Raw genomic sequence first — 12659 nt, forward strand, 5'->3', positions numbered from 1 at the left:
TGTGATCAAATGGTTCTGAGAAAAATCAATAACCAGACAACAAGATGTGCGAACTCGATATTTTACACGACTCTCTTTACCAATTCTGCCCTGAATTGCACTTAAAACGACTCAACAGTTTAACGCTGGCTTGCCACGCATTACTTGAATGTAAAACGCTCACTCTTACCGAACTTGGTCGTAACCTGCCAACGAAAGCCAGAACAAAACATAACATCAAACGAATCGACAGATTGTTAGGTAATCGTCACTTGCACAAAGAGCGACTCGCTGTATACCGTTGGCATGCCAGCTTTATCTGTTCAGGTAATTCGATGCCCATTGTTCTTGTTGACTGGTCTGATATTCGTGAGCAAAAACGGCTTATGGTATTGCGGGCTTCGGTGGCACTACATGGTCGTTCTATTACTCTTTATGAGAAAGCCTTTCCGCTTTCAGAGCAATGTTCAAAGAAGGCTCATGACCAATTTCTAGCCGACCTTGCAAGCATTCTACCGAGTAACACTACACCGCTCATTGTCAGTGATGCTGGCTTTAAAGTGCCATGGTATAAATCCGTTGAAAAGCTAGGTTGGTACTGGTTAAGTCGAGTCAGAGGGAAAGTGCAATATGCAGATTTAGGTGCGGAAAACTGGCAACCTATCAGCAACTTACATAGCATATCCTCAAGTCGCTCAAAGACTTTAGGCTATAAGAGGTTGACTAAGAGCAACCCAATTTCATGTCAAATTGCACTGTATAAATCACGTCCTAAAGGCCGAAAAAATCAGCGTTCGACACGGACTAATTGTCATCATCCGTCACCTAAAATCTACTCCGCTTCGACAAAAGAACCATGGGTTTTAGCGACTAACTTGCCCGTTGAAATCCGAACACCAAAGCAACTTGTTAGGCTCTACTCGAAGCGTATGCAAATTGAAGAAACCTTCCGAGACTTGAAAAGCCCAGCCTACGGTTTAGGCCTCCGTCATAGCCGAACTAGCAGCTCAGAGCGCTTTGATATCATGCTGCTAATCGCCCTAATGCTTCAACTGACATTTTGGCTTGCTGGAGTTCATGGTCAGAAACAAGGTTGGGATAAGCACTTCCAAGCTAACACTGTCAAAAATCGAAATGTACTCTCAACAGTGCGCTTAGGGATGGAAGTTTTGCGGCATTCTGGCTACACAATAACGAGGGAAGACTTGCTCGCGGCTGCAACCCTGCTTGCTCAAAATCTATTCAAACATGGTTGTGCTTTGGGGAAATTATGAGGGGATCCCTCAGTACTAAGTACTATTAAGGATACTTCCAAGAAGTGAACAATACCACTCGAACATTGGAAGTATCCTCTAAAATTCTATATAATTTACGTTCGACAAGCGACTAAATAACAATTGTAATCAATAGAATTTATACAACACAATCTTTATAACGTTAGGCAATTAAACGGCTCCAACTTCTAACGCTGATAGCTCATCAATAATTGAAGCTAGTGTTTTGTTTTCTTTTTCAAGAACAGTCACTTCTTCTTTAAATTCATTGTACTGAGCGGAGTCTTCGACCAACATCGTCAATAACTGCTTTCTATTTTCTAGAGCAATTTCAGCTTGTTCTTGATCTAACCTAGCTTGAGCCAATTCTTTAGAAAGACCCGTTTGATCTTTTTTGTAGTTGTTTATACTATCTTTCAAGTCTGAATTAAGTTTAGCAACATCGGCGTTTACCTTTCTAGCTTCTGTTAATAATGCCTCTTTTTCGTCATTCTCCAACGTTATATCATTTAATGACGAAATTTGGTCCATTGCAATGTACTCAGCAATTTCTTTGATTGCCAACGTTCCACCTACACCAACTACCGCTTTGAGCCAAACTGGCCAATCTTTACCAAGCGTAGAGATGACAATTGCACTTACTGCAACGCCACCAATCGTCCCCGCAACAGTAGCTTCTTTCAATATTTTTTCTTCGGTTGCGGAATGAACTCGTTGCTCTTCAGAAATGGCGCTTCCTTCGCCACCTGCCAACCCCATTTGCGCACAACCAGTCTGGCTAATAAGGCATATAACTGCTAAAAATGTAACACCAATCCTTTGTAACATAACACTCTCCTTTATTTAATAATCAAAAATAATTACGTCGTCAATTCTTAAATTAAAACCCTAATTCTGCATTTATACCTCATGTAATAAACAGCATGATATTACCAACGTAAATGAAAAACATTCAGCGTTCAGCACAAGACAGTCAGCTAATTAGGTAGTTAGTAAGAAATAAACCCACACAGCCTTCCTTACATTATTTCAATAATTGCCTTTTTATCACTTATATCCTTCATAAGGATTAATTTCCTTTGTTCCAGTGCAACCAATTTTTGCTTGTTTTGTTCCTTCTGTTTCTTTTCTATTTTTTGCTCTTGTTGTATTGCTCTGAGGGATCCCCTCATAATTTCCCCAAAGCACAACCATGTTTGAATAGATTTTGAGCAAGCAGGGTTGCAGCCGCGAGCAAGTCTTCCCTCGTTATTGTGTAGCCAGAATGCCGCAAAACTTCCATCCCTAAGCGCACTGTTGAGAGTACATTTCGATTTTTGACAGTGTTAGCTTGGAAGTGCTTATCCCAACCTTGTTTCTGACCATGAACTCCAGCAAGCCAAAATGTCAGTTGAAGCATTAGGGCGATTAGCAGCATGATATCAAAGCGCTCTGAGCTGCTAGTTCGGCTATGACGGAGGCCTAAACCGTAGGCTGGGCTTTTCAAGTCTCGGAAGGTTTCTTCAATTTGCATACGCTTCGAGTAGAGCCTAACAAGTTGCTTTGGTGTTCGGATTTCAACGGGCAAGTTAGTCGCTAAAACCCATGGTTCTTTTGTCGAAGCGGAGTAGATTTTAGGTGACGGATGATGACAATTAGTCCGTGTCGAACGCTGATTTTTTCGGCCTTTAGGACGTGATTTATACAGTGCAATTTGACATGAAATTGGGTTGCTCTTAGTCAACCTCTTATAGCCTAAAGTCTTTGAGCGACTTGAGGATATGCTATGTAAGTTGCTGATAGGTTGCCAGTTTTCCGCACCTAAATCTGCATATTGCACTTTCCCTCTGACTCGACTTAACCAGTACCAACCTAGCTTTTCAACGGATTTATACCATGGCACTTTAAAGCCAGCATCACTGACAATGAGCGGTGTAGTGTTACTCGGTAGAATGCTTGCAAGGTCGGCTAGAAATTGGTCATGAGCCTTCTTTGAACATTGCTCTGAAAGCGGAAAGGCTTTCTCATAAAGAGTAATAGAACGACCATGTAGTGCCACCGAAGCCCGCAATACCATAAGCCGTTTTTGCTCACGAATATCAGACCAGTCAACAAGAACAATGGGCATCGAATTACCTGAACAGATAAAGCTGGCATGCCAACGGTATACAGCGAGTCGCTCTTTGTGCAAGTGACGATTACCTAACAATCTGTCGATTCGTTTGATGTTATGTTTTGTTCTGGCTTTCGTTGGCAGGTTACGACCAAGTTCGGTAAGAGTGAGCGTTTTACATTCAAGTAATGCGTGGCAAGCCAGCGTTAAACTGTTGAGTCGTTTTAAGTGCAATTCAGGGCAGAATTGGTAAAGAGAGTCGTGTAAAATATCGAGTTCGCACATCTTGTTGTCTGGTTATTGATTTTTCTCAGAACCATTTGATCACATGACAAGATGTGCATCTACCTTAAATTTATGATTTTTATCAAAATCATTAGGGGATTCCTCAGTGTATTGCTCTGAGGGATCCCCTCATAATTTCCCCAAAGCACAACCATGTTTGAATAGATTTTGAGCAAGCAGGGTTGCAGCCGCGAGCAAGTCTTCCCTCGTTATTGTGTAGCCAGAATGCCGCAAAACTTCCATCCCTAAGCGCACTGTTGAGAGTACATTTCGATTTTTGACAGTGTTAGCTTGGAAGTGCTTATCCCAACCTTGTTTCTGACCATGAACTCCAGCAAGCCAAAATGTCAGTTGAAGCATTAGGGCGATTAGCAGCATGATATCAAAGCGCTCTGAGCTGCTAGTTCGGCTATGACGGAGGCCTAAACCGTAGGCTGGGCTTTTCAAGTCTCGGAAGGTTTCTTCAATTTGCATACGCTTCGAGTAGAGCCTAACAAGTTGCTTTGGTGTTCGGATTTCAACGGGCAAGTTAGTCGCTAAAACCCATGGTTCTTTTGTCGAAGCGGAGTAGATTTTAGGTGACGGATGATGACAATTAGTCCGTGTCGAACGCTGATTTTTTCGGCCTTTAGGACGTGATTTATACAGTGCAATTTGACATGAAATTGGGTTGCTCTTAGTCAACCTCTTATAGCCTAAAGTCTTTGAGCGACTTGAGGATATGCTATGTAAGTTGCTGATAGGTTGCCAGTTTTCCGCACCTAAATCTGCATATTGCACTTTCCCTCTGACTCGACTTAACCAGTACCAACCTAGCTTTTCAACGGATTTATACCATGGCACTTTAAAGCCAGCATCACTGACAATGAGCGGTGTAGTGTTACTCGGTAGAATGCTTGCAAGGTCGGCTAGAAATTGGTCATGAGCCTTCTTTGAACATTGCTCTGAAAGCGGAAAGGCTTTCTCATAAAGAGTAATAGAACGACCATGTAGTGCCACCGAAGCCCGCAATACCATAAGCCGTTTTTGCTCACGAATATCAGACCAGTCAACAAGAACAATGGGCATCGAATTACCTGAACAGATAAAGCTGGCATGCCAACGGTATACAGCGAGTCGCTCTTTGTGCAAGTGACGATTACCTAACAATCTGTCGATTCGTTTGATGTTATGTTTTGTTCTGGCTTTCGTTGGCAGGTTACGACCAAGTTCGGTAAGAGTGAGCGTTTTACATTCAAGTAATGCGTGGCAAGCCAGCGTTAAACTGTTGAGTCGTTTTAAGTGCAATTCAGGGCAGAATTGGTAAAGAGAGTCGTGTAAAATATCGAGTTCGCACATCTTGTTGTCTGGTTATTGATTTTTCTCAGAACCATTTGATCACATGACAAGATGTGCATCTACCTTAAATTTATGATTTTTATCAAAATCATTAGGGGATTCCTCAGTGTATTGCTTGCTTCATACTTTCATTAATAGATTCAATTTCTGCATCAAGAGCAAATAAGTCCCTTTTTAACTTAGTCACTTCCATTTCAAGATTCGATTTTTCCTTGGACTGCATGTTGGATATTTTATATTCATTTTCCATGTTTTTTTCAATTATCGCCTGTCGTCTACTTTGCTCGTCCATAGCTTTATGATAGGTGCAACCAGATAGAATCATAAATACGAAAAAAAACATAAACATCTTACTTTTCATTGTTACTTTCTCATTTCAGGTTCAGTTAAAAGACTTTTGTATAACTCACTTACTTGCAAATACTTACCCGACTTAACCTCTTCTACATGGCGCTCTAATAGGTTTAGGCCATTAATTTGATCGACACTAAATTTATTGTCCTGCAACCAACTAACAAGTTCACTTTTCACTTCAGGTAATAATCGAGTGTCGGTGTTGTCAGCAATCTGAATAACATAACGTCGATATTCCATAAGCATATTTTCTGCTTCAATCTGATTAACCTTCCAAACCGATGGGTTCATTGATTTTCCGGAAGGTAGTTTTTTCTTTTTGATTTCAATGCTCTTCAAATTTCGCCAAGCACTATACAAGTTATATCCGGCAACACGAACCAGCGCTTCTAACAAGCGTTTCTCTGCCACTACGACTCTCTGCTTGTTTTTATCGATTTCAAAATCTATCGTAATATCTCGTCTCTTCGCATCATCGAGATTTTGTTGCAACTGGAGTATTTTACGGTTTGAATCTTCAGCTCTTACTATCTTAGGCATTTGATCATTGACTACCGATTGTAATCGCTCAACTTCTGACTGTAGCTTAGTAATTTCATCCTCTTTACTTTTCAAATGCATCTGTAGATCTTGGTCATTTGCTTTCGCATTCACTAGTTTTGTTAGTTCGCTATTTTTAAGTAACTCTCCAGCTAGCTTCTTTTGCACATCCGTAAGTGTAGATTCATGCAGGCTTACATTGCCTTTTAAAGCAATGACGTTACTGCTAATCTCTTCATTTTCCTGCTGGAGAGCATTATTTTCATCCAATAATCGCTTACGCTCTTCACGATACCAATGAATCTGGTCATCCTCTGCCTGCTGTCCGAGACTTGTATTACCCGCTGCAGAAGGCTGGCTAACCCCTCCATCACTGCTTAGATAATTGTCATAACCTTCATCCAATTCTTCGTTTGAATGCCCGGTTTCACTCACAAGAGTACCTAACGCTAAGCGAAATCCAACTTTAGATAGGCGTATTGCATCCCCTGTCGGTGTGTAACCGTCATACTCAGTGCGTTTCGATACCTTCATATCACGTTGGTCTGTACTAAAGTTTCCACCACGGATCACCAACCCACCAAAACGAGCAAATAAGAAGTCGTGGCCAAAGATACCATAGGTAAGTTCCTCAACATTACCCAACATATCATAGAGCCCTACGGGATTCGGCTGTAAATGCTGGGAACCCACTTCTTTAACTTTTTTGCCGGAAGACGCTCTATACCACTCATAGCCGCCTAACATCATGTGGCCATTTTTATCTATGTAGGGATAAGGCCGATCAAATACATCATCTGGCACTTCTATGCCACCACGTGCGGCAAACGCCCACTCAACTTCTGTTGGTAAACGAAAATACGCAAGTGCATTTCCATTTTTTGGCAGATCTTTCTTCGCATTTTTTAACGCCCAAATGTTAAGGGCCTCAATAAACGTAAATATTTCTGCGGGTGTTTTTTGAGTTTGAGGGAGTAGCGAGTTATCAATATCATCAAGCTCTAGTCCTTTCTCCTTCTGCCACCAGCGCATTACCGTATTCCATTGTTGGCGAGAGACTTCCGTCTCACCAAGGTAATAAAGCCAATCTTTTTTACCTTTGTTGTTATATCCGATAAAAGACCCACCAAGATTGGTCGTCGATAGTCGCTCTTTGTAACTCACATCATCGCTTTGACGAGATCCGAGTTTAACTCTCTTAGACGTAAATACTTGTTCACCATCAAGCCCAAGATAGATAGGCTGAAATTTTAGAATTACATTATCTGGTAAGGTTAATTTCACTTCGTCAGAAGCGTGAGAATACGAAATAAAAAACAACCCAATATAAATAATTACTTTCATCGAGATGGATAAGTTTTTATTCATGAATACACCTTTTACAATCTATTTTACTCACAAAACCACCTGCAACTAATGAACTAAAACCGCCGAGCACGAGGATGATAAAAACGAGACCAAGTACATATTCACCTTTCAATCGGGTAAGAGACTCAGTATCTCCCAGCAAATCCACAAACCACTGTGAAGCTAAATAGCTAAATACCCAATACGCAAAAAAGGACAGAACGATGCCTCCTGAAATTAGAATCAAACTCTTAATAAACGGAAAAAATATGATTGTGTTATTATCCACCCCAAGCATATTCAAGTAGGCCAAATCTCTTTTTCTTCGTTGCACTGTTGCGTAGACAGATGCAGCTACGGCAAATACCGTCGATACACCAGAAATAGCGGCAATAAGAAGATATATGCGCTTCATATAGTCTGACAATGTACGAATTTTCCGTACTTCGTGTATGCGTGAGACTGGCTCTCTTAAAGCAGTTATTCCAAGTTCATTTCCTATCTGTTTCACTGTCTCAACGAGCGACTCCAGGTTTTCAATTGACGCTGAATAAACCCTAAAATAGCGAATTTGATTAGCACTATTAAGTGTGAAGGAGAATGATGATTTTTCATAAGTTGCCCCTGCACGTTGCGCAGCTCGCAGCAATCCCGAAAAATGATGACTTGCGACTATCGAACCTGGAGGCACCTTATCTGACGATTGAAGTACCACAGGAATCAAAGTGGTATCGCCCATAATGCCGGTCTTGAGAATCAATGACTGCTCACCAACATATTCTTCATCATCTACTGGAATATAAAGTATTGGCTTTGCGTCTTTATTCCAATGAGGACTTTCATCCTGTCCTAGCGCATAAATATTCCATTTTATATGATCAACATCACCCACGAGTTTCAGTTCAAGCGTTTTAACAAAAGGGATAAGTTGTGGCGCGAACCCGATATTCAACAACGCATTATTGAGAATCTCAATATCTTTATTTGTCACTGTACTGTTAACTGTTTGCCATAGAACCCAATTCGTATCAGAACTTTGTTTCATAAGATCGTTGTATGGTCTCGGCATTGTGCTGAAAGGTAATTTTCCGGCGAGCATTTGACGATAGTCTTCATCTTTCGGTGTTTTTACAACGAACCCGGTTAAGACTCCGTCATATTCGGGTACGAATTGACTATCGCGGTTCCCGTGCAATCCTAACGTTGGTACTGCAAAGCCTTTGCGCCATTGGTAAATGCCATTGAAAACGACGTCAGAAAGATAGACTTTTATATCAGGCATCATATGCTTGCTCACCACATCGCTAATAATACAGTCCAATGGAATTTCTTCCGGATAACCACTAGTTGTAGTTCTACGCAATAAAAGCGTTAAACTGTCCCCTGAACTCTTGTTTAATTTACGACTAAGTGACTCTGAAATAGCAACCCAATGAGTGTTTTCAGGCGCAACCTTACTGTCATGGCTTACGAATGGATCAGAATAGGAACTCGGCACCACATTGACTGGTTCACTCATCCCTTTTATATCTAGTAGTAAATGAGATGTTTCTGATGGTATGAAAACTGTCCCCTCCATTTGAATTACTTCTAGCTTATCAAGTGGAATTGGGCTGTGAGTAATAAATTTAGGCCTAACAAGACGGCTAGCTGGATCACTGTTTAGTTTGTCAAGCATGTTACCAATAATGCCTTGCTGTAAACCTAACAGAATGATGATCGGTGTAAAAATGGCGCCCAACGAGCAAACCATGCATAAAGATAACACCCGCTCATGGGCAATATCTCTAAAGGCTAGTCCGGTGACATAGAGGTAATCTCTTAGCATTGCTCACCTCGATCTTTCACACGCCTTTCTTCATGCAAGGTTGATATGGTTTCGTTATTCACTTGTGTGACTGCAAAACGGTAGATTCGATGAGAAAAGGCTTCAACCAAAGAAGCATCGTGACTCACTAGGATCAAGCTAGAACCAACGTTTTCGACGCGTTTAGTCAAATCTTCCATCAAGCGCACTGCGCTCAACGAATCCATGGCAGAGGTAGGTTCATCGGCTAATATGATATCGGGTTGTTGAATTAGCGCTCTTGCCACGGCACCTTTCTGTCTTTGCCCACCAGAAAGCTGGGCCGGTTTATTTTGAAGTAATTTTTCAATCGCTAAACTTTCAACGATGTCATTAAAATCAGCTTGCTTACCTTTTTTTAACTTTGTTACAAGATTGATATTCTGTTTTAAAGTTAAAAATTCGAGTAGGCCTCCACTTTGAATGATATATGCAATGCTGTTACGTCTAAGTCTATTAATGTCACTATCGCGTAGAGTGAGTACGTCTTGCGTTCCTCCCATCTCAGTGCATAGCGCAAATTGCACCGCCTCATCTGGTGTAGATAACATTGCGATCATATCAAGCATGGTAGATTTACCACTGCCATTCGCGCCAACAATAGATACGATTTCACCTTGGCGCAGCTCAAACCGTGGGATTTGGATCGTGATACTATGATCCAAGTCCCCTAGTTTTTTTTCTACTCCGCTTAGTAAAACCCGAGTAACTGAGTGATTCATCGGCTATGGCAACTGGTTCAATTCAACACCGACGACACGATCACGCTCACTAGTACCGGTACTGAGCTTTTTCCATACATCAGGGTTGCCTTGTTGACGCTTAAGATCTTCATAATGACGTAACTTATTGTTCATTGCCCTTACAAAGGACTGAACTCGGTCCATGCTATGAAACTCTTCTCTCGTCGTAGCCATAATGTCACTGTCATAAGGCAGGCTGTTAATCCCTAAAGGCGCTGAAAAAGCATCTCGGAAATTTACCGCCGATGGATCAACGATTGTAAAGCGGGTGTTATCACTAACAAGATCGAAAAAATCTAACGTAGTGCCGCTATCACCCCGCAATGCTAATTCACCAATATCTTTTAGCTCTCGTACACGCTGCTCGAGTTCATCTAATTCCGCTTCATTAAGCAAAATCATCGGAGCCAGAGCCTCTCTCCCAGATGAAGTCATAACTTTATCTGACACCCACCCTACGACTGCATTATCAGGCATACTCGTATCAGCTAACAATAAATCTGCTTGCTGGAAAAGGAGTTCCGCAACAGAGCCTTCTTCCATTTCTCCTAGTTGTACATGTTGAGAGGCAATCGAGTCAAAGGTGTCTCTTGCCTCTTTTAGCCCTGAAGCGACAGTCTGAGCAAAATCGTCCGGTGAACCTCCATTAATGACTGTCAGGTGCGGTATTTCGCGACTGGTTCCATAAGCGCCTTCATAGGTAGAAGAAAGATCCTCATACTGTTTCTTGCCCAATTTAGCGTACTTCGGAGCCCCCTTTGAACGATCAATAAAGAGAGAAAAGATCGGAATATTACGAACATAAGACTTATCTCGTAATTCTTTTACTGGGAAAACATCTTCACGTCCTGGGGCATCGCCCACCAAGATAATAACTTTAGCGCTATTATCTCTCCACTGTTGGGAATCGAGAGCAAGATTTACTCCACTCATTACGGCTTCGGGAATATCATCTGTTTTTACTGGCGTTTCTCTTGCTTTAACCTTACTAAGTACCTTTACAAAGTCCCTGGGTTTCATTACGTTAGAAGTGAATTGTTTCACTGTGAATGCGAATTTTTTGTCTTTGTCTTTATACCCAACAAAGCCAAAACGAATATCACGACCATCAGAATCCATCGCAAATTGTTTGATCACGACCATTAACTGCTCTAAATACGGTTGCATTGAGCTGGTTAAATCCATCACAAACACGATATCAATAGGTAAGTTTCCATTAACGCCTTGATTGTTTTCTCCATTTCGAGTCTGAGCAGCAACTTCGAGCAAACGAGCAAATTGGCCATCCATGTACAGCTCACCTGAAGTTGGTTCATAGAAGTCCAGTAATGGATACATCACAATTTGCTCTTGCCCCTGCCCTACGACCGGTTCAATAGCAAGCGCTCCACTTGTCCGATCGACCGTACCTGACTCAAAATCAGAGTACAATTGGTCAAGCTCTTGCTTTCTTACCATCTTATCTGCCTTCATCAGAGCAACTGCATCCTCAGCAGTTTTGAAAAAAACCGATGGTGCTCTACTAAGAGAATTGGTGAAGCGCATGACAAGCGCCCTCTTCCAAGAGATAGCATCTTTTTCTGAAATCCAGCCAATGACTTCAGGATCCCAATTACTGGGTTTCTGTTTGGGTACATAATCTTCCGTGACCTGATACCAAAGAGTACCACTGCTGTCTTTCTCTTTTGCTACCACACCAAATGCTTCATATAAGGGCAAGTTGTCCCTTACAATCTCAGCAGATTCAGTCGGGGTCACATAAAGTTTAGCGAACTGCTTCGTGAGCACCCTTGAAATATTACTATCATCGGGATGTTCACCAATACCATTCCAAAAAGTCGTCGTTCCATCTTTTAAGCGAATTTCTCTTATAACACCTTTGATGTAGTTCGGATGACGTTTTTGAGCCCATTGAACCCCAATAGTTTGTCTATCCAACTGCAGTGAAGAGGCCATCATTTTATAGAGAGTCGTTCTATCGCTATTTTCAGCCTCGGCCAATTCGCTCACATCTGAGGCACAGTTGTAATTGATCTTTAGTAACCCATCTAAGCGCTCCCCCAGACAAGAGTCTGAGGAAAGCTGTGCTTTCTCAAGATCCATCTGCCTAACTTGCATGGAGGCTAGTAGAGAAGAATAGCTATCAGCATGCACTTCGCATGAGATGGTTAATAACCCCACAATTGCCAACGAAAAATAATGAGATAAAGAAAACTTACGTACATTCATTAGCTTTACTCCTTACCTAATAGTGTGGAACTACTATTGAGCTTGTCAGCCACACCCCAAGGGTTCGCATTACCGACCAGATCCATGGTCAAAGGGTCAGTTGAACTGTTTGAAAATATTGTCATTGTACTTTGAATGCTGTCTTGAACATGTTGCGCTAGAATCACACGAATGTACGCACTCTCTCCTGGTGCAACCTCCAGTTCGGCCTCTTGAGGCTCAATAGAGAAACCTTGTTGTGAAAACTCTATCCTATCGATCTCAAGACCCAAATCACCGTCATTGAAAATTTCCACTCTTACCGTTTGACCGGGAGAGAACGTTAGGGCTGTTTCATCAACACGCAGCAGAGCCGATCCCCTAAACATAGCGAACCAAATAATCAAGGAAAGCACGACTACCATTGCGCTCGCGATAGAAAAAGCCACCCAAGGAATTTTTTTCTTGGGTATTACTTCTTCCAAGGCTGCGCCACATGGCTCACCAAAAACCGTTTCCCCTGGACAATAGGCTTGTCCGTCATCCCCTATTGTCACCGCTGATGCCATGATTATTTCATCGGTGGCAGCATGCTCACAGTCACCGTCTGGTCCACCAGTATTTTTACATCGATATGTGACTTCTGTAGCCAT

At 41.8% G+C, this 12659-nt stretch carries 11 protein-coding genes; 1 reads left to right on the forward strand and 10 read right to left on the reverse strand.

The window, feature by feature from the left end; all coding sequences use genetic code 11:
- The first annotated feature begins 44 nt into the window (after positions 1-44).
- Positions 45-1253, forward strand: a complete 1209-nt coding sequence (locus RJD38_RS19990; RefSeq protein ID WP_032073033.1) for an IS4 family transposase — start codon at positions 45-47, stop codon at positions 1251-1253.
- A gap of 171 nt (positions 1254-1424) precedes the next feature.
- On the opposite strand, the gene RJD38_RS19995 is transcribed toward RJD38_RS19990, so the two are convergent.
- From RJD38_RS19995 to RJD38_RS20040, 10 genes are all read right to left on the reverse strand, one after another.
- Positions 1425-2081 carry a hypothetical protein gene (locus RJD38_RS19995; RefSeq protein WP_065546298.1) on the reverse strand — a complete coding sequence of 219 codons (657 nt, stop codon included), beginning with the start codon at positions 2079-2081 and terminating at the stop codon, positions 1425-1427.
- Between the two features lie 191 nt (positions 2082-2272).
- Entirely contained in the window at positions 2273-2425 is a 153-nt protein-coding gene (locus tag RJD38_RS20000) for a hypothetical protein (protein WP_367971476.1), read from the reverse strand.
- On the reverse strand, positions 2422-3630 hold the full coding sequence (locus RJD38_RS20005; protein WP_032073033.1) for an IS4 family transposase: 1209 nt from the start codon (positions 3628-3630) through the stop codon (positions 2422-2424). Before RJD38_RS20005 ends, RJD38_RS20000 begins: the two co-directional genes overlap by 4 nt.
- Positions 3631-3759: 129 nt before the next feature.
- Positions 3760-4968 (reverse strand): IS4 family transposase, encoded by a 1209-nt coding sequence (locus RJD38_RS20010; RefSeq protein WP_032073033.1) that lies wholly within the window; start codon positions 4966-4968, stop codon positions 3760-3762.
- 103 nt (positions 4969-5071) lie between these two features.
- Positions 5072-5329, reverse strand: a complete 258-nt coding sequence (locus RJD38_RS20015) for a hypothetical protein (protein WP_367971477.1) — start codon at positions 5327-5329, stop codon at positions 5072-5074.
- Between the two features lie 2 nt (positions 5330-5331).
- Positions 5332-7230 carry an SUMF1/EgtB/PvdO family nonheme iron enzyme gene (locus tag RJD38_RS20020; RefSeq protein ID WP_065546300.1) on the reverse strand — a complete coding sequence of 633 codons (1899 nt, stop codon included), beginning with the start codon at positions 7228-7230 and terminating at the stop codon, positions 5332-5334.
- Positions 7223-9037 carry a hypothetical protein gene (locus RJD38_RS20025; RefSeq protein WP_367971478.1) on the reverse strand — a complete coding sequence of 605 codons (1815 nt, stop codon included), beginning with the start codon at positions 9035-9037 and terminating at the stop codon, positions 7223-7225. Before RJD38_RS20025 ends, RJD38_RS20020 begins: the two co-directional genes overlap by 8 nt.
- Entirely contained in the window at positions 9031-9720 is a 690-nt protein-coding gene (locus tag RJD38_RS20030) for an ABC transporter ATP-binding protein (protein ID WP_197497807.1), read from the reverse strand. The genes RJD38_RS20025 and RJD38_RS20030 overlap by 7 nt, the downstream gene beginning before the upstream one ends.
- A gap of 60 nt (positions 9721-9780) precedes the next feature.
- Positions 9781-12027 carry a DUF1318 domain-containing protein gene (locus RJD38_RS20035; protein ID WP_065546303.1) on the reverse strand — a complete coding sequence of 749 codons (2247 nt, stop codon included), beginning with the start codon at positions 12025-12027 and terminating at the stop codon, positions 9781-9783.
- Positions 12028-12032: 5 nt separating this feature from the next.
- Positions 12033-12659 carry a DUF1573 domain-containing protein gene (locus RJD38_RS20040; protein WP_065546304.1) on the reverse strand — a complete coding sequence of 209 codons (627 nt, stop codon included), beginning with the start codon at positions 12657-12659 and terminating at the stop codon, positions 12033-12035.

Origin of the sequence: Vibrio scophthalmi, assembly GCF_040869025.1 — a bacterium.
In the GTDB taxonomy this organism is placed as follows: Bacteria; Pseudomonadota; Gammaproteobacteria; order Enterobacterales; family Vibrionaceae; genus Vibrio; species Vibrio scophthalmi.